This window comes from Streptomyces auratus (assembly GCF_050433025.1).
GTDB lineage: Bacteria > Actinomycetota > Actinomycetes > Streptomycetales > Streptomycetaceae > Streptomyces > Streptomyces sioyaensis.
In genome coordinates, this window is sequence record NZ_JBNGCB010000001.1 from 45,102 (window position 1) to 67,587 (window position 22,486).

A 22,486-nucleotide genomic window follows, 5' to 3' on the forward strand; every position below is an offset into this window, starting at 1 on the left:
CAAGGCGCGTTGCGGACAACGGCCTCAGGCCGGCTTCACCTGCCGGCAGGCCTCCTACGAAGCATGCGCTTGGACCAACAATCATCTCCGTGGCAGGAACTGGAGCAACCCGGCTGGCTTATCCGTCTAGCTGCGGGTACCACAGGTGCGCCCTGCGGAGTCACAGCGCAGCTGCTTGACGCCGCGGTCCTGACACAGGCACCAAGGCGACAAGACCGTGCCCACGCCGCAGACAAAGCCCTGCGCCTGACCTCCTGCCGCGCACTTCGCAACCTGCCGGCCGCAGATCAGCTGACCGCACTCGCACTGGTCACTCACCTCCCTCCCGGCAGCCTTCGGGGCGCCATCGAAGCGGAAAGGATCGGGCGCGTGTGCGCTGCGCCTCCTGACGTCCTAGCCTCCACGCTCGACCGCCTCGTAGCCGCCGGGGCAGCGGACTGGTGGTCGTACGACCAAGGTGCGGAAGAGATCGCCTGGGCTCTCGGCCCCACGTTGGTCGAGCCTCATGCGAATGTGTCCGCCGAACAAGAGCCCTCGGCCGTGCTCGCCGGTCCCAGGCCGGAGGAAGCACAGACGGCTCCAGCTTGGTAGTCAAGCCCCCACCTGCTTCCCTCACACCCTCGCGCCTGCCATCACGTAGCTGCAGAGCAGCCTGGAGGCGTGCCGAGCGCCCAACCTGATCGTCTGCGCCGCTTAAGCCACCAAGCCGAGCCGAGCACTCACTTATCAAGTCAACGGAGTTCACCTGCCCGTCCGCCGGGCGGCCTCGTAGCGGGGGGCGCCCCGCGGCCCGCAAAAGACTGTCCGGATCGCGCTATTCGCCGCACAGAGGGTAGCGAGCGTTGTGCTATTGGTCTGACAGTCCGTTGTCGGCGGCACGCCGCGGCAGTACGACGTAATGCCAGGGAGGCGTCATGGCACGGGAGTTGCAGGTTCTTCACTTCGACGCCAACGAGGTGCGCCGGACCGTGCCAGCGGACCGATTGGCAGGGGTAGCGCTGGCGGAGCGGGGCGAGGTGTGGAAGCCGTCGCGGCATCCCTCCCAGCGAAGCATCGTCACCTGGTGGTGGGCGGCGACCAACAGGCGGCTGGTGGGATGCCGTTCGCTGGAGCGGCTTTCGACGGCGATGCTGCTGGACTTCCATCCCGGGGTGGTCGATTTCGGCGCTTGGTCCGCGCAGTTGGTCTGGCGGGAGCGGGGCCGCGAGCGGCGGCTGGTGCCGGACTTCTTCGTGCGCACCGTTTCCGGAGCGACGGTGGTGGTGGTCGCCCGGCCGGCTAAGGGGCCGGGCGAGCGGTTCGAGCGGGAGATGTCCGTGTGGCGCGAGGCGTGCGGGCAGGCGGCCTGGCAGCTGGCGTCGCCTCGGCTGCCGGGGAGGACGCCGTTGGCGAATCTGCGGTGGGTGTCGCGGCGGCGGCATCCGCGTTTCGGTGACGCGGAGGTGGAGGCTGCGCTGGCTCGCGCGTTCGCCGAGCCGCGGCCGCTGGCGGAGGGCGTCGAAGAGTGCGGGGTGTCGCGCCTGCTGGCCCTCCCCCGCCTCTACCACATGTTGTGGAAGCGGCGCCTGGGCTTGGACTGGGCCGTGCCCCTAGGTCCCGGATCATTGGTGGGGCCGATGAGCACGGGCGAGCCGGAGGCGATGCGCCGCCCGTTCGCGGCGGAGCAGCCGTGAGCGGGCCGGGGCCGGTCGCTGCGGCGGACCGGGCGTCGCTGCAGGTGCGCGGCGCACCGCGCGGGGTGCTGGCGCGCGGGGACGAGGTGCGGTGGCAGGGCGGCCGGTACCTAGTGGCCGGGCTGGACGGGATGATGGTGCTGCTGGACCCGTTGGAGAGCGGCGGGGTGCCGGCCGCGGTGCTCCTGTCAGTGCTGGCAGCGGCGGACGACTTCGCTGTCCTCGACGCGGCCGGGCATCCCCTGATCCAGTCGGAAATGCCCGACTTCGCAGAGCTGGAGGGTATCCCGGTCGCTGCGGCGGAGGCGGCGCGGCAGTGGCAGCGGGCGGTGGTCGAGGTTGACACCGGGCTGCCTCTCGGGGCGCCGTCGGGGGCGCGGCCGCGGCCGGCTTTCGACCCTGCGTCGACGACGTTCATCGAGCGGTACCAGGCCAAGGCTGCCGAGATGAACGCGGTGCTGGGCAGGCGGGTGTCCTGGCAAACGGTCCAGGCCAAGCGGCTGGCCTATTGCAGGCGGCGCAGCGTGGTCGATCTTGTGGATGGGCGCAGCACCAAGCGACGGCGGCTGTACGGGGCGACCGACCCGCTCGTAGTAGAGCAGCTTCTGGTGCTGGTAGAGCGCCAGCGCCGGCGGGCGGACGCGCCGTCGGATGCGCGGAAGCTGTTCAAGTCGCTGCGGCGGGTGGTGCGTGCCGCGCACGGGGAGGGAGTGAAGGTTCCGGAGGAGCCGACGCTGTACAAGCTGTTGGGGCGGCTGGGCATCAACCCCAAGGACTGGGACTCTCCCCCGGGTGCGCGTGCGCCGGGGGCGCGGATGGGGCCGCCGTTCTCGGTGACGAAGGCGACGATGCCGGGTGAGCTGGTCCAGATCGACTCGACCGACCTGGATGTGTGGGTGCTGGGCGACGATGGCCAGCCCGCCCGGGTTGAGCTGACAGCCGCTATCTGTGTGGCGACCCGCAGCATCATCGCTGCCGTGGTACGGCCCAAGCAGCCGAGCCGGCGAGGCAAGCGGCGGAAGGCCGGCCGTGGCGGCTTGGTGTCGGCGCCGCGCGCCAAGGGGCGGGCGACGAAGGCAGTGGACGCCTGCGAACTGCTGGCGCAGGCCCTGGTCCCGGCGCCGATGCGGCCCGGGTACGACGCGGCCGTCCACGCCAGCGTCTCCGACCTGCCGTATGAGGAACTGGTCGCTGTCGAACCCCGGTTCGCGCACGCCGCGGCCCGGCCAGTGATCATCCCCGACTTGGTCGTCATCGATCACGGCACAGTGTTCGCCGGACGGACGTTCTTCGACGCCTGCGAGTACCTGGGCATTTCGGTGCGGCCGGCCCGCAAGCGCACCGGCCAGGACAAAGGGGTCGTGGAGCGCAGCTTCAAGACGGTCAAGTCGAAGTTCAGCCAGCACGTAAACAGCTACACGGGCCGTGACCCGGTGCGGGTGCGACGGAGCGTGAACGGCGAGCGGTTGTGGACGCTGGCCGAGCTCGACGCTCTGCTCCAGCAGTGGATCGCCCTGGAGTGGCAGAACACACCTCACCCGGAGCTCGCCGATCCCTACGACGCCTATCTGCCCCATCTGACGCCGAACCAGATGTACGCGGCGTGCGTGGCGGTCGAAGGCTACCTGCCGATCCCGCTGACCCGCGAGGATTTTCTTCGGCTGCTGCCGACGGCGTGGGTCGGGGTGAGCGAGCAGGGCATCCGTCTGCACAACCGCACTTACGACCACCCCTCCCGCGATCCTCAGGAAGGACTGAACCCCTTCCGGCTCACACGCTCGGATCTGCGAGGCAAGAGGAAAGGCCGGTGGGAGGTCCGGTACACCCCCAACGACCTGTCCCGGGTGTGGCTGCGCGATCACAACACCAACGGGTGGGTGGATGCCACATGGGTCCATAGTCATGTGGTCGGGGCGCCGTTCACGCAGTTCCTTTGGGACATTGCGGTCTCCCGGCATCTGGAGCGCGGCGGGCGCACCGAGGACGAGGAGGCGATCGCCCATGCTCTTGCCGAGTTGTTGGAGCGGGCTGAACGGGGGCCTGACGAGGCGCGGCGGGTACTGGTGCCGGACGGGTATGCGCCTCTGCCCGAGCCGGCCCCGCAGCGGGAGTTCGACCCGTACGCGGAGCGCGACCCCATCGACTGGTCGAAAGTCCCCCCGTCCGTCCCAGACCCGGATGTCGATCCCCTCAGCTTGGGCGATACCGGCCTGTACGGCGCACCGGAAGGCGACGAGGGGCCGGGCATCGACTGGGAGCAGGGTGCGATGGCGCCAGATCCCGCGCTAGATGCCTGGGCACATGCCGGCAGGGCGCGGGCGGAAGACGGCGTCGGCGAGGGCCTCAAAGAGCGCTACCGGCAGATCTTCGCCCAGTTCGATCAGGCGCAGGCGGACGCTGGCACCGACGGCGACGTCTTGTGAGGGAGTGCGGTGCGGATGAGGCACCTGCATAGTTGGAGAGGGGAACACCGTGGAAATGGAGCTGACGGTCGAGGAGGAACGGCTGCTGCGCGACACGCGTGCGCCTGAGCCGTTGCTGCTGGCCCCGCCTGCGCCGTCGTGGCCGGAGAACTGCCATGCGTGGAGGGCGCTCGCTCAGTCGTCTTTGAATGCTCCGAAGCTGGAGGACAGCGCCCCGGAGGGGACGAAGGTCGGCAGTCTGGACCCGCGGCTGTTGTTCCACGGACATCTGCGCACGGTCAACACTCCCGCGATCGCTAAGGCGAAGCTGCTGGTGGCCGAGCAGATCCTGGCCAACCAGCAGCGCCGGCACGGCAAGGCCGGGATCATCCTGGACGGGCCGCGCGGAACGGGGAAGAGTACGGTGCTGCAGGCGATCGGTGTGCACTGGGAGCGGCGGCTGTCGGATCTGTACGGGCCGGACGAGAACCGCATCCCGGTCATCACTCTGAACGTGCCTCCGCCGACGCGCGGCAGCATGCGCAACTGGGCTGGCGCGTTCGCTCGGTTCCTGGGCCAGGAGCGGGAGAGCGGAGACCTCACCGAGTCGGTAATTCGGACCATGCGCAATGCGAGGACGCGGCTGGTCCTCATCGACGGCATCGAGCGGCTGCGTACGGCCGCGGACGCGGAGTTGGCCTTCCAGTACCTGGATGTGATCAGCGAGGAGACCGGGGCGACGTTCGTCTACTGCGGACGCGGCGCCCAGTTCATTGTCGACCCCCTCACCCGGGACAACGACACCACGCTGGCTCGCACAGAGCAGTTGCGGGGCGACCACATGGTGCTGCGTACCAGCCGGATGGGATTCAGCGACGAGGAGTCGATCGCCTTCGCGCGGGTCATCGACCTGTTCGATGCGGAGCTGGTGCTGTACCGGCACCAGCCGCACGACCTAAGGAAGGTGGCCGAGTACTTGCATACGCGCAGCCGCGGCTATATGCGGTCACTGTCCCAGTTGGTCTGCCAGGCGGCGCAGATCGCGATCCGCTCAGGCGAGGAGCAGATCACGCTGGAGGTGCTGGAGAAGGTGTCGCTCGGCCGTGTGGTGCATCTGTGATCGGCAAGCCCGGTCCGGGACAGGAGCCAGGGGCTGTTCGGCGGTTTCAGGCACGGCCGGGCGTCTCGCGCGTGGCCTGGTGTCGTCATGCGGGCGCGGCGGGTCGGGGTGTTTGCGGGTATTGAGGGTGGGGTCCCAGATCATGCGCAGCGCTTCGAGGGCGCGGCGTTGTTTCGGGGTGAGGACTTCGGGGTGCTTGCGGCGCTGGTGGATCCACTCCCCCAGTGCGAAGGCGGGGGCGTACGCGCGGGCGGCTGGGGCTGGTTCCAGGTGGTGGCGGGGTACGTCGAGGTGGCCTTCGCGGTTGAGGAACGCGGCGGCATGTCCGAGGGCCGCGTAGAAGGCGTGGCGTTGGGGGTCGTAGGCGCGGTCGGAGTACATGCTGCCAGGCAGGGGCGGGATGCCCAGGTCGATCAGCAGTTCCTGCTGGCGTGGCTGGAGCTGGAAGAAGGTCAGCCGCTGAGTGAGGACCCAGTTCACGATGGCGCGGTGCTCGCCGGCGGGGCTGGTGGAGGGCACGGCGGGCTTCCAGCCGGTGGTGGCGACGAGGGTGCGGGCGCGGATGTAGCGGCGATGCCAGTCCGTCCGGGGCGGGTTCCAGTCGGGGTCGATCGCGTCGAGCGCTTGGACGTGCTCGGGGGGAAGGCGGCCGGTCTTGGCTTTGTGGCGCTGGGCGGCCAGCCAGGAGCCGAGCGGGTGGCCGCCGATCTCTTCCTTGACGGGAACGTAGAGGTGTCCGTGCATGCCCGCCCAGGCGCGGGCGTGTTCGAGCATGGACTGGAATGTGCGGGCTGGCGTCGCCCATATCATGCCCAGGGCGTCCAGGGCCTGTCTGTGCTCGGCGGGCAGGCGGCCCAGGAGATGTCGCAGGCGGAGGTTGGTCAGACACTCGCCCAGGGCGAAGCCGCCGGGGTCGGTGTAGTCGGCGGGAACGTCGAGGTGTCCGAAGGCGGTTCGGTAGCGGTGGGCGGAGGCGTGGGACTCCTCCCAGGTGCCGATGGCCGGCACGGTGATCTCCAGGCCGAGGGCATGCGCGAGTTGCGCGGCCCGTTCGGGACGGGCGTAGAAAGTGGTCCGGGCCGGGGCCCTGCCGCCGCTCGTACGGGCGGGCAGGGCGATGCGGTCCATGAAGGAGTTGTCGTGGGCGCGCAGGGCCTGCAGGAGGGTGAGCAGGTTCTCGAAGGCGGAGCCCTTCAGCAGGTCGGTGGTGCTCAGACCCTGTCGGAGGTAGACCGGGACGACCAGGGTGGTCTTCTTGCCCGCCCCGGGTGGCTGGCGCAGGCCGCGGCCGATGGCCTGGATGGCGTCGATGACGCTGTACCGGGGGGCGGCGAAGACGACGGAGTCGACGTCGGGCATGTCGACTCCCTCATTGAGGACCCGCACGTTGGACAGCACCGCGCACGCGCGGTCAGGGTCGGCGAAATCCTCCAACAGGTCCCGGCGCCAGTCGCCGGACTGTTCGCCGTGGATGGCCTGCGACCACAGGCCATCGATACGCAGTTGCTCGCCGGCTTCCTGCGCGGTGGTCGGCAGGGATTCGGCGAAGGCTTCCGCGAGGAGGACGCGGTTGTGGAAGACCAGGACGCGGCGCAGCCCGTGTTCGGCGATCGCGCGCAGGACGGCGACCTGGATCGCGGCGTTGCGCAGGCCGTCGTGGTGGGCGGTGTTGGCGGGACGTCGGGCGGCGAGGATGTGGTGCAGATCGGCGTCGTCGACGATGGGCATGACGACCTGGTAGTCGGCGAGGATGCCCCGCTCGATGGCTTCGGCCATGCCCAGTTCGAACACGGTCGGGCCGAAGATCTCGCGGTGGTCCATGGTGGCGAGAGGGGCACGCTCCATGAACGAGAGAAGTTCGTTTCGGTCCGGGGCGGCCCAGACCCGGGGCGTGGCGGTCATATAGAGGCGGATCTTGGCGGGGACGGCGGCGTCGTCGTGGATGGTGCCCCAGCCCTCGCCGAATGCGGAGCAGGTGCGGTGGGCCTCGTCGATGATCACGAGATCCCAGGGCGGCAGCCCGTACAGGTCGTGGGCGTCGCAGGTGTGGTGGATGGAGTCGTAGGTGGAGAACACGGTGACCGAGCCAGTCGTGCGAGCGGCCTGGGCGATGGCCCGCGGGTCGCGGCGCAACAACACCGCCTCCGCGGGGGCCAGGCCGCTCTCGGTCTGACTGAGGGAGCAGACGCCGAGCGCCAGCCCCCTCGTGCCTGCCTCACGCCAGCGCCGAACGGTCTGGGTCACCAGGGCCTTGGTCGGCATCAGCACCAGCACGGTGCCCTGCGGTGCCAGGCGCTGCGCGGCCTGCTGGGCGACCAGCGTCTTGCCCGTGCCGCACGCCGAGACGACCGTCATGCGTTTCTCACCGGCTGCCGCTGCAGCCTGAATCGCGGCCAGAGCCGCGACTTGGTGCTCCCGCAGTTCCATGGCGCCTCCGTCCCTTCTCGGGGCGGTGCCCCTGCGTCAGATCGCGCGGGAATGTAGTGGCCGGGGTGCCAGCCCGGAGGGGGCATCGAAGAGTTTCGGCCAAAGACATGGCTTGCGCCGCCGGGAGCGGACCCGCCGCACGTGGATGGGCGGGCGCCTGACGCATACGGGCTTGCTCGTCCGGCGCAAGTAACGGGTGTCATGCCGGGGGTAACGGGTCGCCCTGCTGTGGGGCGGCTGATGAGAGGGGCGCGTGACAGTGGTTCGTGCAGGAAACGGCGCGGCGAGTCGGCCGCGGCGGAAGAAGCCCTGGCAGCCGGCACAGCGGCTGGGGCTGCCGGTGCGGTTGATCGGCGGGGAGTCGACCGGCTCCTACGCTCGGCGCCTGGCAGACGCCAACAGCATCCCCGACCAGGAGTTCTGGCCCATGTTCGGCACACCGCTGCGCAAGGCCGGTGTCCCGGGCGATCCGCGCTACGGCGACGGCTATCTCAATGCAGCTGCGCTGGACCGGCTTGCCGTGATGACGGGCCACTCGGTCGACAAGCTGCAGTCCGCGCTGCCGAACCTGCGCGCGAACCGGCTGCTGACCTCGGCAGGCGGACCGGCGTGGGACTGGCCCTGGGACACCCCCGGCTGCTTCCTGGTGCGGGTGTGCGAGCTGTGCGCCCGCATCAAGGGCACGACGTGGAATTCCTATCTGGCCGCCGATGCAACCTGGCAGGTCTGCGCCGCGCACGGGCGGTGGCTGGACAACCGGCGCGAGCCCGGAACCGCAGCCATCCGGCTGTCGGCCGTGCCCGAGGTCGCCGATGCCCACCGTCTGAGGGTGCTGCTGGAGCGTCGGCTGGGCGCGGGCGGGCGGGCAATGTTCGCTGACGCCTACGCCATCGCGTCGTGCTGGTGGAACATCCCCGTGCTCAACGCGCCGGTGTGGCAAACCCGCAGACGGGCGTTGGGGCGCGCGGGGCGGGATGAACTGCGGGTCGCGCCGCTGGTGTTCTACCCAGAGGCGGTGCGCCTCGCGTACCGACTAGCCGCATGGGAGCGGCGGCGGCTACGCCGCACCCTCACCGAGGGCGCGGACCGGTCCTGGCTGGAGAAGGTGGCGGCGCTGCTGATGGAGTGGGGCATCCCCGTGACGGACGGCCTGGCCGCGGTCGAGGAGTGGATGGTGCGGCATGCCCCGGTGCGTCCAGCGCCTCCGGGCCGGACCGGGCGTGAGAAGACGGTGACTGAGACGGAGCGGCCAGCCCGCGGCCGCTACCGGCGTCTGTCCCTGCACGCCCCGCACACCGACCTGGCGATGGATGCGGATTCGACGTTCGCGGACCGCTCGTGTCTGTCCTGGCGGCTGGGCGACCTGATGACCATTCAGTTACTGCCAGCGCCACGCGGCTGGTACCTCGGCGGCCGCGCCTGACACCCCGGGTCGTTCACTGCAACTTTCTTTCGACGAAGCCGTAGTAGCTGAGCATGTCGCTCAGGTGCTCGTGGGTCACGCCGTACAGGTGGACGGCCCAGCTGCGGGCGGTCTCCTCGTCGGGGACTCCGCCGATCGAGAAGTGGACGGGCCCGGTGCTCCCCCAAGCCGCCTTGCCCGCGCGGACTGCTTCCTCGATCGAGACCTGCAGGCTAAAGGCCGCTTCGGGCTGGACGACGACCAGTTTGGTGGTGGAGGTGTCGACCCGGGCGCTCCACCCGTCGGCACTCTGCAGGACGAAGGCGGTCGGCGTTTTGCCCCGGCGGGCCTTCCTGTAGGCGGCGGCCAACGCGTGCGGGCGGCCAGTGAGATCTGCGACGGTGTCCTGCTGGTCAGCTCCTCCAGTCCGGCTCCGGCGTGCCTGTGGGGAACGGGACTCGCCGGGGTCATGTCCGAACCCGGCTGCGCGGCGGGCCAGTTCACGAAGCGTGTTCAGAGCGCGGCGTTCGTCGGGGGGCAGGGTCACCAGGGTCGCGAGGTGCTCATGGAACCAGGCTCCCAGCGGGAAAGAGCCGGCAGGACCGCTCGCACTTCTCTCCCACGTGGCCTGGTGGCCTGCGGGGATGTCCAGGTGACCTTGCTCTGCCAGAAAACGGGCTGCGTGGGGCAATCCCAGGCTGAAATTGTTCCTCTTGCCGACGCCCCAGGCAGGCCGCAGCAGGATCTTCGTGTCGGGTTGCGCTCCGATCTGCAGTAGCAGGTCCTGCTGCTCGGGCGTCAGGCGGAAGAACTCGGTCTCCTGCGTCCTCATCCAGCGGGCGGCGGCAAGGTCGTGCTGGGATGGTGTGCGCGCGGCCAGGTTCCATGTCTGGCCCCGGCCGCGGTAACGGGCCTTGGCCAGGGCGTAGTAGGACTGCCACGCGGGCGCCCAGGGCGGGTTCCACCACTGGTCGATCCGATCCAGGGCGCTCTGCACCTCGACGTCCAGGCTCCCGGCGCCGGCGCGGGTCCGGCAGGTGCTCAACCATTTACCCAGCGCGTACCCGCCGACGACGGTGGTGGTGGGGAAGGCGAGGTGGCCGTGGGTCCGGGCGAACAGGCGAGCGTGGTCGAGCATGGCCTGGGTGGTGGTGGGCAGCGTCCAGCGCATGTCGAGGCGTTCCAGTGCGGTGCGGCGCTCGGCAGGCAGGGTCCCCAGCAGGTGGTGAAGCCGCTGGCTGGCGGTCCACTGCCCCAGGCCGAAGCCGTCCTCGTCGGTGTAGTCGAAGGGGACGTTCAGGTGGTTGAAGGAGCGATGGTAATCGGTGGCGGAGCGCAGCCCCTCGGTCCAGGTTCCGGCGGCGGGGACGAGTACCTTCAGGCCGAGGACACGGGCGAGTTGGGCGGCGCGTTCGGGGTCGCTGTAGAGCAGGTCGCGGGTGATCAGAGTGTTGGGGCGGGTCGGCGGGGGCAGGGTGACACGATCCATGAACGACTCGTCATGCGAGCGCAGAGCCTGCAGGATCGCGATCAGGGCGGCGAAGTCGGAACTTTCGAGGATGTCGGAGCCGTCGCCAGTCTCGGGCAGGTAGACAGGAATCAGCAATGTGGTGCGCTTGCCCGCGCCCGGGGTCTGGCGCAGGCCACGGGAGACTCCTTGGACGGCGTCGATGGTGCTGTAACGGGGCGCGGCGAAGACGACAGCGTCCAGGTCGGGCAAGTCGACGCCCTCGTTGAGCATGCGGGCGTTCGACAGGACCGCGACATCCTGCTCGGGGTCGTCGAAAGCCGCGAGCAGGGACTGAGTCACGGTGTCGTCCTGCTCGCCGTAGACGGCGTGCGACCACAGATGGTCGCGGCGCAGTGGATCGTGGACCTTGGCGGCAGTCTGCGGCAGGGTACGGGCGAACCCGGTCGCGGCTTCAACGCGGTTGTGGAAGGCCAGGATCCTGCGCAACTTGTGTTCGTGGATGGCACGCACGACGGCGACCTGTACGGCGGCGTTGCGCAGGCCGTCGTGGTGCGCGGTGCCAGCGGGATGGGGATCGTTGAGGATGCTGAGCAGATCCTGGTCCTGGTCGTCCACGACAACGACCAGGACCTGGTAATCGGCAACGATGCCGCGTTCGATGGCGTCGGCTAGGCCCAGGCGGTAGACGGTGGGGCCGAACACCTCTTCGTGCTCCATCGTGGCCAGGGGCGTACGGTCCTCGGTATCGAGCAGACCGGCGTCGGCGCGGGCGGCCCAGACCCTCGGCGTGGCTGTCATGTATAGGCGCGTGGCAGCAGGTATCAGGGTGTCGTCGTGGACGGTGCCCCAGCCCTCGCCGAACGCGGCGCAGGTGCGGTGGGCCTCGTCGGCGATCAGCAGATCCCAGGCGCCCAGGCCACTGGAGTGGGCGGCCGCCAGGTGGTGCAGGGAGCCGTAGGTCGCCACCACCGCCGCCGGCCCCGGCGCGCCGGTCACCTGAGCCGCGATGGCGGCCGGGTCGCTGGTCATGGTGAGCTCCCGGGACGACAGGCCGCTGTCGTCCTGGGACAGGGAGCACACGCCGATCAGCAGGCCGCGGTACCCGGCCTCACGCCACTTACGGGCAGTCTGCACCACGAGCGCTTTGGTCGGCACCAGTACCAGCGTCGCTCCCCGGCGGGCGAGTTCGGCGGAGACGCGCTGGGCGATGAGGGTCTTGCCGCTGCCGCTGGCGGCCACGACGGTCATCCGTCGCCGGCCCTGTCGGACTGCTGCCAGGATCGCGGCCAGGGCTTCTTGCTGGTGGGGACGTAATTGCATCTCGCTCCCTTACACGGGCTTACCGTGCTGTGCGGGGCTTGGGACGCCATGAGAACCGTCCGGCAGATGGAAAAGACAGCACCAAGCCACGGAGCGGCCCCCGCCGCCCCGATCCCAAGTCCATCACGAGAAATGACAGGCCGAGCAACGGGAGCAGGAGCAGGAGGCTGCCCGCGCTGTGCCGCCGCCGGCCTGGACGGTGCAGGTGACCGTCGGCGCCGATCCGAGTCCGGTGGCCATCCACCACGGCCAGTGCACCGCCGGGCAACCCCGGGTGCGGCCGATCACCCGCCGCGCGGCCGTCGAGGCGCTGACGCTGGGGTGGAGGCCTGCGCACTGTGCCGCCCGGAGCGTGAGCTCCAGATCGACTGAGCCGCGGCCCATGGGAATGCACCAGGCGGCTCAAAACGGAGGTTCGTCGCTGTACTCCGGAGGTTCCGGATAGGTCTGTGTGCCTTCTCTGCCCCAGAGGTCGCCTTCGTCAGCGCCGTCGAGCGCCGCGTTCCACAGCGCCTTGATCTCCGCTCTGGTCCCCGAGCGGATCCACAGGTCGTCATCGACTGGTGCCGGCTCGGGGTCTATGTGTGCCAGGTCGCACAGCACCACGAGTAGCGAATCGACCGTGCTCCAACTGGTCGGAACTGACAGCCCCAACAGCGTGCGGCGGATCGTCTCCGGGCTGCTGGTCGCATCTGGGGACTTCTGCCGCATCAGCTCGGCGATCGTGCGCAGCGTCGGCCTGGAGGCTGATCGGTAGTAGCTGAAGAGGGCCTTTACGAACTCCCTCCGCGGGCCCGGCGGCAGCTGTTCCTCGGTTGGCATGCGCAAGACCCGCCCCATGGTTCCCCCTCGTTGACGCAGAAAGTCCAGGGATACCTCGCGATGACTCACGTTGTCACGCGGAAAGTGACCCAGCCTCACCGAACGAACAAATACTTTCTGCAACGCACCCTGACGCCCTGTCATGCATGCAGGTCAGTGGGTAGGTGGTGCGGGCGCAGAAAACGTCCGCCGGGCACGGCTCCGGTCAGTCGGACCGCCCTGCGGGACAATTGACGAACGGCTCCCTGGTGCAACAGGGAGCCGTTCTGCATCTGAACCACGATCACCACTGTGAAGGAGTCGTCGTGTCCACCGCTGAGCCTACGAGCACTCACGGATTACAAAAGCCCCGCGCCGCCGTTGTCTCCACCCGGCGCAAGGCCCTGCTACGCCTGTCGAAGGAGGCAACAACCGGTCTCGTCCGCGGCGCGTCGACAGCCCTGGGAACGGCGATAGTCGGCTGGCTCGCTCTCTGGATCCAGCAGCACTGATCCATCAGGCGCCGGCAGCTGGCTGGAGCGCCAACTCCCTGCGCCTAAGGGCCCCCGCCATGTTCGGCGGGGGCCCTTTCGTCAATTCTCGGCCGGGGCCTCCGGCTGTGCCGGAGGCCTCCTGTTGCTGGTGATGACCAGCAGCGCCAAGTCCATCACGAGGAACGACAATCGCGGCCTTCAGCCAGCATTACCCACCGCACAGAAGCCGCATCCACAGCTCCCATTGACATGCATCACATTAGGAGCAAAAGGCGTATTCGTGCCGCCCTCAATCGACACGCCTCCAAGAGCATTATCGATCTAGTTACAACATTCTCTCTCTACCTCAAGCACAGCAGGCCAACTGGCCTACATCGCACAGCAGACAAGCCCACATGCGCATACCACCCCAGGTCAACAATAGGACCAAGATTTCCTACATGAACTCTCAACACTGCACGTCATAGCCATCCGCATATCGCAACTAGAGGGAGGATCGACAGGCGGACCGTCCCGAGGGCTGATCGGCTCAGGAGTGAGCTTCGCTGGGACGGTTCAGGAGCTTGCGGAAGAAATCGGTGACCACCGGCCGTGCGTGGTCAAGGTCGCGCAGTTCGTCGTGGCCGAACCGGAACACTTCATATCCCTGGAACTTCAGATCGCGGTCGCCTGCCATGGTCGCGGCGTACTTCGCGGTGTCGGGCTCGGTTCCGCCGTTGCGTGTGTAGTGCTGGCTGCCGTCGACTTCCAGCACCACACGTTTGCTTCCTGGCAGCAGCATGAGGAAGTCCATGCGCAGGTTCTGCATGGCTTGCACGCCGCGTTCGCGGACGGTCTTGGGGTCCCAGTGCACCCATATCTCCGGCAGGAGAGCGGGTACGTCGCCTAAGTGGTCCCTGTGAATGTTGTGGTAGAGCCAGAACAGGTTGATCTGTCCCTTGGATTCAGGGGGCAGGGACCTTTCCATGCGGCGGAATAGGGTACTGGTCGCTTTCCCCGGGTCGGTGGTCCCTTGGGTCTCTTGCCACCAGGACAGCAGGTCGCGCCAGAGCAGGCCGTCCTTGCCGACGGGGCGGTCGTAGACCAGGACCTGGTCGGCGCGCTCTGCGATCTCGATGTCGTTGTCGAGAGCGCTGGTGAACCGGATGTCTGGCTTTCCCAAGGTGGCGAAGATGAGGTTGCGCGGTCGGCGAGAACTGCCGCGCCCCGGCTGGACCAGGTGGAAGAGGGGATACCCGTCCACTTCCCCTTCCTGGCGCAGCTGTGCGCCCAAGGGCTGCAGATGTTGATTGGCCATCTCGACGAAACGACGCTGTGCTTCCTCATCGGGCAGGACAGAAGAGGACGCCAGCCCCTCAAGGAAGCGCCCGAAGCGAGGGTGCGTGGCCTCGTACGCGCCGAGATGCTCGAAGAGGTCCTCGGGCGACCAGTCCGGAAACCTGATCACGTGGCGCTGAATGTCAGCACGCAGGGTGCCGTTATGAGGTCCCCATACTTCGAAGCTGTCCTCGCCCAGGTCCCACAGGCGGCCCAACAGGGCGAGGAAACGGTCCGGGTAGTTGCGGTGATCGGTCAGATCGAGGTCTCGGGCCAGCTCACGCCGCGTTCGGGCAGGCACCTCGATGTGGTGGCGCCCGAGCCACAGCACGTCCTCCAGCGCCATGCGCGCGCCGGCGTAGAGGTACTCATTTTCGAGTACCGCCTCAGCAACCGGCGGCAGACGGTCATCCGGGCAGGCACGCAGGCTGGCCGTCAAGCGCTCGTGCTTCGTAGCGTCGTCTGCCGAGGGTGGTGCCGGCAGACCAAGCCGCTCACACAGCTCTGGCAAATCCTGGTGACGGTATCGCTGGTACAGCGTGACCAGCACCCCTTCGACCAGGGTCCGCAACTGCGACAGGTCCATCTGCTCAGCCATCCCTCAATGATGAGCCACAGTCAGGAGGTTGCTCCAGATCGCTGCCTCACGGCACCTCGCTGCCTCGGCTCGCCGGCCGGCCTGCCGGCCCAGGCCAGCTGCTCCCCGCTGCGGTGATGGCCAGAGAGGAAAAAGGCGAGTCGTCACGGCTCACATGCCGGAAGATGCTTCAACACACAGGAAGGAGTCTGGATGAGCAACATCAACGACTTCGAATCGCGGCTGGCGGAGATGGTGAACACGGCCACGGACACCATCCGTCAGCGGGTGGCTGCGGCTGTCGCACCGGCACCGAGGGTGCAGATTCCCATGCCGGCGCTGGAGGGCTTGGCCAAGGCCCTCGTTCCTTTCCAGTCGGCCCTGGAGCGCCTGGACGCGATGATGCCGGGCAACTGGAAAGGCGAACGCCTCGCATACGCGGACATGGTCCGGCTGATGCAGGAAGGCGTTCCCCTCGCGTGGGTGCCCCCGGCCGACGTCATCCGGCAGCTGCTCGTCGCCGGCGACGCATCCTCTCGCTCGAAGGTCATCGACGACTGCCGACCGGAGATACTCGCCGCCTGCAAGGAAACCCTTGAGGCAGCCTCCGACGCACGGCTCACCGTGCAGCGCGCACTGCTTGAGGAATGCGTGCGTATGGCCGAACGCGGCATGTTCAGCGGCACGCAGGCACTCGCCGCCAATGTCTGGGACACGCTCGTCCGCGGTCTGGCCTTCGCCAACCGGGACTGGCTCACCGACAGTGGCTGGTGGAGCTACAAGAAGATCAAGCAGAGTATTCCCACCGTCGACGATGACGACGCCACGTTCGGCGAGTTGCGCACAGCGGCAGTCTTCCTGCCCTTCGCCAAGACACTGGACGCGTTCCAGCACCCCCAGCCGGTGCCGGGAAGCTTCAACCGGCACGCCACTGCCCACGCGACCGGCACCGTCCAGTACACCGCAGCCAACGCCACGACCGCGCTCATGCTCGCTGTCAGCGTCCTGCGCGAGATCGACGATCAGGGCTACCACGTACAGATCCGTGCCTGACCGACAGGCTGCGGTGGGAGGGCCAAGCCGCAGGGGCACACACCTCTGAGGAGCCCGGCCGACTGGCCGACTCGCGCGCCGGACGGTCAGCCCCAGTCGTCCGGACCTGAGGAGGCGCATTCCTGGTCCTCCTCAACATCGCGCGGGGCGTTTCTATGCGGAGGTTCCCAGCCGGTAGACAGCCCCTCGACGAACCGCAGCGGCCGGTCCGCGCTGCGGTAGAGGACGGTCCGCCCCTCCACCACGGCACGGCAGGCTCGGCAGCGCCAGGGGCGTCTCATGGTGATCCACTGGGCACGGTCGCAGCTGGGGCACGTCATGTAGTAGGCGGACGGGCCGACTGGAGTGTCCCAGGCGACGTACCCGGCAGGCGGGCGCCGGCCGGGCTCCTTGCCATCGCTGGGAAAGGACTGCCGTCCTGCGATCACGAGTTCCCCGCCGGGCCAGCGACACGTGCACTCGCGCTCACAGCAGCAGGCGCGTACCCGGGCGAGTGCGGCGGCTTTCTCGATCCGCGGCACGTTCGGTCCCTTGACCTCCAGCCACACGCCGATCTCCGGAAGCCAGAAGTCGGGGATATAGACGACCCCGGAGGGCAGGGTGATCGTCTCCGGCTCGTACCACCACTTGATACGGGCACCGTTCAGGGTCTGGGCCCAGTCGGCTTCGAGGCGGGAGCGGAAGGTGGTGCCACCGTACTCGGTGAGCACGGCTTCTATGCGGCCGTCTTCGGGGGACTCGGTCATGTACAGCTCCGTTCGGCAGTCGGCACGGAAGCGAAGGCATGACCGGACTTGGCGGCACCTCTTCCCAATCTGCCCGACCACCCTCAGTGTCCCAGAGCGAGAACGACGGCAGGCCCGGTGGCGGGAAGGGGGCCCTCGGACGACGTACGACTTGCTTAACTCCGGCCCCAGACGCCAATGCGGACGGCAGGATCACCCCCATGACCATCAGCGAACTCAAGGCCGTCTGCGACGGCTGTAAGACCATTGTCGGATCCGACGAGGGGGCCCTTTGGATCAGCCATCAGGCAGTCAGAGAACGGGAAGCTGCCGTCCGCAGCTGGCAGGCGCGCAACGAGGCCAAGGCCCCTCCGGGACAGGTTCCTGTGCACAACTACCAGGAACTCATGGACTGCCCCGATGCGGTGCGGTGGGCGGTCCACCACAACGCGTGCTCCCCTGCCGGCTTCGACAGCGGCTATCACGTGCCTGTCCAGCAACTGCGCACCTGGGCAGACCTCACAGCCTGGACAGCCCACCTCATGGCGAAGGGGTGGTTGCCGGCAACCGATTGGGCTCAGCTTCTCGAATCCGCCGCGCGGGGTAGCGGTACGCGCATCACCCCCGTATCACCACCGCAAGTGAGTTTTTGATTTTGGGGCGAACAGCGATGTTGCCGGGGCCCTGTCAGAGCCCCGGCAACATCTCGTGCACGTCCAGGCGGCGGCCTACGACCGCGTCCTCACCTCACCGCCAGCTCTGGCGCGGCTGACCGGTTCGCTGCTTCCAGGTCAGGGGCAGTGCCCGCTGCGGTCCAGGTCTGCGATGTCGGTGATCAGCGGTAGGAGCTCCAGCCGCCGAAGCGGGCCATCAGCTTGCGGGCAGCATCCTCGTTCAGCCCGAGGGCCGCGGCGGCCTTAGCGGCTGTCGTGTCGCGTCGGGCGTCGTGGGCCGGCCAGTACCCGACCCGTCCTGCGGTCACCTCCAGCCGGCGGGCTGCCCGTACGGCCGCCAGCGGTGAGCTCTTCGCCAGCTTCTCGACCTCCTCCTGCAGCTGGACCAGCAGAGCGGTGACCGTCTCCGGCAAGGGAATGGCTGACTGTTCGACCTCGGTGGTGTGCGTGTCCCAGTCCTCCATGCAGGTGTCCGCCGTGCCGTGAGCTGCCTCGATCAGCTTCTGCTCGCCGATCGCGTCCCAGTCCAGCTTGTGCTCGCGGCCGTTCCAGCCGCAGGAGCACACCGCGCGCAGTGCGGCCGCCTGTGGCCCGTGCGTGATCCGTCCGTCATAGACGCTCCACTGCGACACCGACTGGCCGCCCACACCAGAGCCCGCATCGAAGAAGACGGGGGCCGGGACGGTGCCGTCGGCTAGGAGCACCCCGACCGCACCCTCGTGGGAAGAGCCGAACTCCTCCGTCGTCCACGCCTCCCGCTCACCCATGCCACCCCTCCAGTCCCTCACTTGGCGCCCCGACCGGGCCCGGAGACGACAATGCCGCAGCACCGACGGGCCCCACTACCGGATTCACCGAACGGGCGCGAAGCCAGTGTTCAAACCGGTGGACCAGCCCGGGCCAACCCAAGCTCATTTTCAGGGGCGCCAAATCGTCGCGGATGAGCTCTACACCAACACCGATGCGGCAATTCGCGCACTCGTAGTAGTCCGGAATGCCACTTGTCTCGGGGTGGTATTGCATGGTTGACCCACAGAACTTACGTGCAGTATCAATATCAGCGCGCCCCTCTTGCTCGCCTTTCGCTCTCGTTCCTTGAATTGCAGCGACCGCCAATTCGCTGCGGCGCTGATGCAGTACCAGCCCGGCATCATGTTTCGAGGGTCAACGGGTCGCCTGGCTCTCCTTCTCGGCCCGTGCGCAGCGGCGCCTCGACCGCCAGGTTCGAATATGAACCCACATGCGGTTGAGGCGGCTGTCGATCACGCGAAACTCGGGCTGCGTAAGTCGTACCAGGTCGCGGTCGACGCCGAAAGCGACTTCGAAGAACGCGCCATCGAGAAGCTCCTCGTAGGAGGCTTGGCTCACGAAGATGGTGTTGATCAGCGCTTCCTTACGGTATGCGGCTAGAGGCCCTGCAGGAAGGCAGCCGGTGCCATCTAGGTCGCCGATGTAAGGGCGGGCGCGATAGCCGAGATCGTTCACGCCCACACGCCATTCCAGGTATCCACCGGGATTGCCCACGTAGTGGGTCTCCTCGTAGGCGAACCGGCGGGCGCCCAGCCATGCACGGTGCTGTCCAGGCTGTTTCAAAGTGGCCAGGGGCGTGTGGCCAAGCCGAATCGAGCTCTGGCCGACCCTCACATGTGGCCGGAACCACCAGGTGGTCGTCGTGAGGGCATACGCGACGACGACCTCGTCTTGAGACCATGTGACCAGGTACCCCAGCCGGCCCAGTGGCCACGTACTCTCAGTGATGTCGACCCTGCGGTCCTCAGAGCTTGCCGACTGCACCTCGACCGAGGCTATGCGGGTACAGGTCTTGTGCCTTTGCCAGGTCGGCTCACCCAGCAGCGCGTCGACGTAGGCGGCCCGGACTCCGGGAGCGATCACCTGCAGTCGGGAGCGGAGATATCGTCGCCGCCCGAGCGTCGTCCGCCAGCCCTGGGCAGCTGCCTTCGCAAGAGCCAGGGTGGCCACGAGAGTTCCCGCGAGCGTCCAGACGTTCAACGTCGTGCTGTACCAATGCAGTTCAGGGTTCATCGGTGCAGCATGACGCAACCTCGTCCGTTGGGCTGGCACCCTTCCCGCCAGGTGCTTTCGGCGGTCATCGGTAGTCGGCGGGGGCAAGTACGGTGCGCGCCAGGCGGGGCTCGTCGACGGCGGATCTGGCCAGGTCCATACAGAAGACGTCCGGTGGGCAGCCTGCTCCATGTCGCGGTGCAGCAGGCTGGCCGCGCCAGGCGGCTCGTGCGCACTTGGGGTTGGGGTTTCCCGGCGGGGCGCAACGCGACCCCAGCTCCCTGTAAGCCCACGACCACACGCGTCCGAGGCACCGAGCAGTGACACGACCCCCGCGACACCGCGCCCGCCCACCGCCCATGGTGTGCGAGCGGCGCGCTGAGTAGGTGCACGAGCCCGGGCGACGCGGCCGCTTCTCCCCTCAGCGGCGCTTGGTGGCTCAGTGTCAGTGGCCCATGGCAGAGTGTCGCTCCCCCGGTTCTGCGACGACGACGAGGAGGCGGCCGTGCCCGCCGTAGCGAACGATGTGGCATTAGCGGACATGAGGCGACTGGGCAATGCCGAGCCCCTGGAGCCGTACCCCGGCGGCGCACGCAAACCGTGGAAGTGCCGGTGCCTCAACCCTGGATGCGGGAAGGTCATCTATCCCAACCGGAACAACGTAATGAGCGGCCAGGGTGCCTGCAAGTACTGCGCGCCCAACGCACCGATCGATCCCGTGGCGGCCGCGGCCGCGATGCTCGCCCACGGCTTCACGCCCTTGGTCCCCTACCCCGGTACCGGCAGGCCGTGGCTGTCGCAGTGCACAGCGGGCCACCTGGTCGCCCCTCGGTACTCCAACGTCATCGGCCGGGGCGGAGCCTGCGGGCTGTGCAACCGGCACGGCCCCGGCGACCCCAAGCAGGCCGTGGCCGACATGAAGGCGGCCGGCTTCACCCCGCTGGAGCCGTTCCGGAACGTCGGTTCGCCCTGGATGTCGCTGTGCGAGGGCTGCGGGAACGTCGTCTCCCCCAACCTGAACAACGTCCGCATGCGCGGGGCATGCTGTGCGCACTGCGCCAAGTACGGCCTGGACCCGGCCGCACCGGCATGGCTGTACCTCATGGCACACGTAATCCTCGGAGCGGTGAAAATCGGCATCACCGGACAGCACACCCGCGAGGACCGTATCGCCCGGCTCGCGGGATCAGCCTGGACCGAGGTCCATAAATGGCCCTTCGAGACCGGCACCGCCGCCCGGCTCATCGAGCAGACCGTCCTGAAACGCCTGCGCGCCCAGGGTCACACCCCGTTCCTGAATCCCGCGCAGATGCCCGCCGGTGGCTGGACCGAGACCTTCAACGCCGCCCTCGTCAGCGCGCAGCAGTTGTCCGCTGAGGTCGCCTGCGCCCTGGCCCTACCGCCGGTCTAGCCAGTGTCCATCACGGACGTACGAACACTTCTACCGACGGCGTTCCGAGTCGCTCCGGTGAGCGCGGAGACGACGTGGTCGTACATGTCACGGCTCGCCGGGCACTACGGCATGAACCCCGCGGCACTGCTGCCGTGGTGGACCTGGACCGGCTCCCGGCCACGGGACGAATCCGGCCCGCGCGACGACGCCGAAGTACTTCTGAACCCAGCCGGGCGACGGCTACTGGCCCGGCTGGGTGGGGTCTGCAAACAGGACCTGGCCCGCGCGCTGCCCGCGTTCGCCGACGAGCCGTATCCAGCTCCACCGGGCTCAGCAGCTCGGCCCGGAGCGGCCGCCGGGGCCGGCGGTGTCTCGAAAAGTCCGGCAGGCCGGTGGAAGGTCGCCTCGGCCGCGGAGCACGGACCAGTGGGGTACGGGTGCGCGCTGTGTACCGCGGCACGTACCGGGCAGGGCACCGTGGTGGTGCGGTACGTCGCGCCGTGGCAGCGGGTCTGTACCCGGCACCAGCGGTGGATGCTCACCGCCGGGGACGGCCACCGCCACCACAACCTCGACCTGAGGGCGGCCCCGGACATTGCTGCGGCGCAGCTGGCCTGGCCCAAGGTCGCCCGGACCGCGGCTGCGGCCGGAGCCGATCCGGGACGGGTCTTCGCCCTGGCTCACGCGGTGGTCTGCGCGTGGTGGGAGCAGGCCCTGGAATGGGAGCGGGAGCGGATCTGGCCGGGCCGGCTCCATACGGTCGCCGGTGGGAACACCGGGCCGGGGTTCTGGTGGTGGCGGGTGGTGGCCCGCGACGCGGTCGTCTTCCCCGAGACGGTGACGCTCGCTCGCGTGCTGCTCGACCCCGCGATCCAGGAACGGATCTGGGACGACCACGGGGCAGGCGGGCCGGTGCGCCCGTTCCGGCCGGACGGGGCGTTCTTCGGCGAACTCGCAGCAGGTCTCGGCCGGCCCTGGCTGGCCGGCAGCGGCCAGGCCCCGCAGGTGGGGTTGGTGCTGGGCGGGCCGCTGCATGCCGGGCCGCTGCTGGAGTGCATGGGCGTGTTCACCCGCATTCGGCGCGGCCGGCAGGATCCCCGCGGGTTCGGGCTGGACCCATGGTGGCTGCGCGCCGATCACCGCCCCGCCTCGGCCCGGGTCCAGTTGCGGGCCCTGGCCGAGCAGGCGGCAGCCGCACGCGGCCGCCCCGGTACCGGCGGTGCCGGGGCGGGCACCGGCACCGCGCCCATGGTCCGGCGCCTGTTCCGCGACCGGCACGGCCGCGCCGCCGCCGCATACACCGCCTGGTGACCGGGGCGGGCGCGGCCGGCGGCGGGGGTGAGCGGTGTAGGGCAGGGCAGGGTCATCGGCAGTCCGGGCGAACTGGTTTCTGTGCGGCGGAAGTTGGCCGATTCCGGTGGTTCGCACGCGCGGGCACGCTTGACTGGAGCACATGATCGACACGCACCACCCGTCGGCGCCCGACGCCCCGCCTTACCCCCACCGCGCTCTTGTCCGCTGCAGCGGCGCAGGAGGCGGCGGTGAAGGCCAGTCCCCGGGCATCTGGTCCGGCAAGCGGAGAATGCGACCAGCCGCCGCTCGCGGCGGTCCGCGA

General features: G+C 68.7%; 16 protein-coding genes. 9 read left to right on the forward strand and 7 right to left on the reverse strand.

All coding sequences use genetic code 11. From position 1 onward, the window contains the following. Positions 1-914: 914 nt before the first annotated feature. The 3 genes from BKA18_RS00225 to BKA18_RS00235 are packed head-to-tail and all read left to right on the forward strand — an operon-like array spanning position 915 to position 5,195. Positions 915-1,673: a TnsA-like heteromeric transposase endonuclease subunit gene (locus tag BKA18_RS00225; RefSeq protein WP_366043525.1), complete on the forward strand. Its 759-nt coding sequence runs from the start codon at positions 915-917 to the stop codon at positions 1,671-1,673. Further along, positions 1,670-4,096, forward strand: a complete 2,427-nt coding sequence (locus BKA18_RS00230; RefSeq protein ID WP_366043526.1) for an integrase — start codon at positions 1,670-1,672, stop codon at positions 4,094-4,096. The genes BKA18_RS00225 and BKA18_RS00230 overlap by 4 nt, the downstream gene beginning before the upstream one ends. Before the next feature lie 55 nt (positions 4,097-4,151). Then, positions 4,152-5,195, forward strand: coding sequence for an ATP-binding protein (locus tag BKA18_RS00235; RefSeq protein WP_366043876.1), 1,044 nt, complete (start codon positions 4,152-4,154; stop codon positions 5,193-5,195). On the opposite strand, the gene BKA18_RS00240 is transcribed toward BKA18_RS00235, so the two are convergent. After that, positions 5,127-7,622: a DEAD/DEAH box helicase gene (locus BKA18_RS00240; protein ID WP_366043527.1), complete on the reverse strand. Its 2,496-nt coding sequence runs from the start codon at positions 7,620-7,622 to the stop codon at positions 5,127-5,129. The genes BKA18_RS00235 and BKA18_RS00240 overlap by 69 nt on opposite strands. A 253-nt stretch (positions 7,623-7,875) precedes the next feature. Here BKA18_RS00240 and BKA18_RS00245 point away from each other — a divergent pair, with 253 nt between their 5' ends. Then, complete coding sequence (locus BKA18_RS00245; protein WP_366043528.1) at positions 7,876-9,045, forward strand: hypothetical protein; 1,170 nt, start codon at positions 7,876-7,878, stop codon at positions 9,043-9,045. Positions 9,046-9,058: 13 nt separating this feature from the next. Here the strand turns inward: BKA18_RS00245 and BKA18_RS00250 are convergent, their stop codons facing one another. Beyond that, the gene (locus BKA18_RS00250; RefSeq protein WP_366043529.1) at positions 9,059-11,815 is read right to left on the reverse strand and encodes a DEAD/DEAH box helicase; all 2,757 of its coding nucleotides are present in this window, start codon (positions 11,813-11,815) and stop codon (positions 9,059-9,061) included. 205 nt (positions 11,816-12,020) lie between these two features. On the opposite strand from BKA18_RS00250, the gene BKA18_RS00255 reads away from it, so the two are divergent. Then, positions 12,021-12,260, forward strand: a complete 240-nt coding sequence (locus BKA18_RS00255; RefSeq protein WP_366043877.1) for a DUF6233 domain-containing protein — start codon at positions 12,021-12,023, stop codon at positions 12,258-12,260. On the opposite strand, the gene BKA18_RS00260 is transcribed toward BKA18_RS00255, so the two are convergent. Then, the gene (locus BKA18_RS00260) at positions 12,218-12,781 is read right to left on the reverse strand and encodes a hypothetical protein (protein ID WP_366043530.1); all 564 of its coding nucleotides are present in this window, start codon (positions 12,779-12,781) and stop codon (positions 12,218-12,220) included. The two genes, BKA18_RS00255 and BKA18_RS00260, sit on opposite strands and share 43 nt — an antisense overlap. Before the next feature lie 858 nt (positions 12,782-13,639). Further along, entirely contained in the window at positions 13,640-15,025 is a 1,386-nt protein-coding gene (locus BKA18_RS00265) for an AbiJ-related protein (RefSeq protein ID WP_366043531.1), read from the reverse strand. Between the two features lie 192 nt (positions 15,026-15,217). On the opposite strand from BKA18_RS00265, the gene BKA18_RS00270 reads away from it, so the two are divergent. Further along, complete coding sequence (locus BKA18_RS00270) at positions 15,218-16,057, forward strand: hypothetical protein (RefSeq protein WP_366043532.1); 840 nt, start codon at positions 15,218-15,220, stop codon at positions 16,055-16,057. Between the two features lie 86 nt (positions 16,058-16,143). Here the strand turns inward: BKA18_RS00270 and BKA18_RS00275 are convergent, their stop codons facing one another. Further along, on the reverse strand, positions 16,144-16,803 hold the full coding sequence (locus BKA18_RS00275; RefSeq protein WP_366043533.1) for a PDDEXK family nuclease: 660 nt from the start codon (positions 16,801-16,803) through the stop codon (positions 16,144-16,146). A gap of 200 nt (positions 16,804-17,003) precedes the next feature. On the opposite strand from BKA18_RS00275, the gene BKA18_RS00280 reads away from it, so the two are divergent. Further along, entirely contained in the window at positions 17,004-17,435 is a 432-nt protein-coding gene (locus tag BKA18_RS00280; RefSeq protein ID WP_366043534.1) for a hypothetical protein, read from the forward strand. A gap of 182 nt (positions 17,436-17,617) precedes the next feature. On the opposite strand, the gene BKA18_RS00285 is transcribed toward BKA18_RS00280, so the two are convergent. Both BKA18_RS00285 and BKA18_RS00290 read right to left on the reverse strand, forming a co-directional pair. Beyond that, positions 17,618-18,223, reverse strand: a complete 606-nt coding sequence (locus BKA18_RS00285) for a hypothetical protein (RefSeq protein WP_366043535.1) — start codon at positions 18,221-18,223, stop codon at positions 17,618-17,620. A gap of 397 nt (positions 18,224-18,620) precedes the next feature. Next, positions 18,621-19,499, reverse strand: a complete 879-nt coding sequence (locus BKA18_RS00290) for an ETEC_3214 domain-containing protein (RefSeq protein WP_366043536.1) — start codon at positions 19,497-19,499, stop codon at positions 18,621-18,623. A 643-nt stretch (positions 19,500-20,142) separates the two neighbouring features. On the opposite strand from BKA18_RS00290, the gene BKA18_RS00295 reads away from it, so the two are divergent. Together BKA18_RS00295 and BKA18_RS00300 are read left to right on the forward strand one after the other, a co-directional pair. Continuing rightward, positions 20,143-20,889, forward strand: coding sequence for a hypothetical protein (locus tag BKA18_RS00295; RefSeq protein WP_366043537.1), 747 nt, complete (start codon positions 20,143-20,145; stop codon positions 20,887-20,889). A 57-nt stretch (positions 20,890-20,946) separates the two neighbouring features. Beyond that, complete coding sequence (locus BKA18_RS00300; protein ID WP_366043538.1) at positions 20,947-22,182, forward strand: DNA-binding protein; 1,236 nt, start codon at positions 20,947-20,949, stop codon at positions 22,180-22,182. Positions 22,183-22,486 lie beyond the last annotated feature (304 nt).

Bases quoted from the DNA above. Each gene is read 5' to 3' on its own strand.
- BKA18_RS00235 (WP_366043876.1), top strand. From the start codon at position 4,152: ATGGAGCTGACGGTCGAGGAGGAACGGCTGCTGCGCGACACGCGTGCG.
- BKA18_RS00250 (WP_366043529.1), bottom strand. From the start codon at position 11,815: ATGCAATTACGTCCCCACCAGCAAGAAGCCCTGGCCGCGATCCTGGCA.
- BKA18_RS00225 (WP_366043525.1), top strand. From the start codon at position 915: ATGGCACGGGAGTTGCAGGTTCTTCACTTCGACGCCAACGAGGTGCGC.
- BKA18_RS00260 (WP_366043530.1), bottom strand. From the start codon at position 12,781: ATGACAGGGCGTCAGGGTGCGTTGCAGAAAGTATTTGTTCGTTCGGTG.
- BKA18_RS00265 (WP_366043531.1), bottom strand. From the start codon at position 15,025: ATGGCTGAGCAGATGGACCTGTCGCAGTTGCGGACCCTGGTCGAAGGG.
- BKA18_RS00295 (WP_366043537.1), top strand. From the start codon at position 20,143: ATGAGCGGCCAGGGTGCCTGCAAGTACTGCGCGCCCAACGCACCGATC.
- BKA18_RS00270 (WP_366043532.1), top strand. From the start codon at position 15,218: ATGAGCAACATCAACGACTTCGAATCGCGGCTGGCGGAGATGGTGAAC.
- BKA18_RS00280 (WP_366043534.1), top strand. From the start codon at position 17,004: ATGACCATCAGCGAACTCAAGGCCGTCTGCGACGGCTGTAAGACCATT.
- BKA18_RS00290 (WP_366043536.1), bottom strand. From the start codon at position 19,499: ATGAACCCTGAACTGCATTGGTACAGCACGACGTTGAACGTCTGGACG.
- BKA18_RS00240 (WP_366043527.1), bottom strand. From the start codon at position 7,622: ATGGAACTGCGGGAGCACCAAGTCGCGGCTCTGGCCGCGATTCAGGCT.
- BKA18_RS00285 (WP_366043535.1), bottom strand. From the start codon at position 18,223: ATGGGTGAGCGGGAGGCGTGGACGACGGAGGAGTTCGGCTCTTCCCAC.
- BKA18_RS00275 (WP_366043533.1), bottom strand. From the start codon at position 16,803: ATGACCGAGTCCCCCGAAGACGGCCGCATAGAAGCCGTGCTCACCGAG.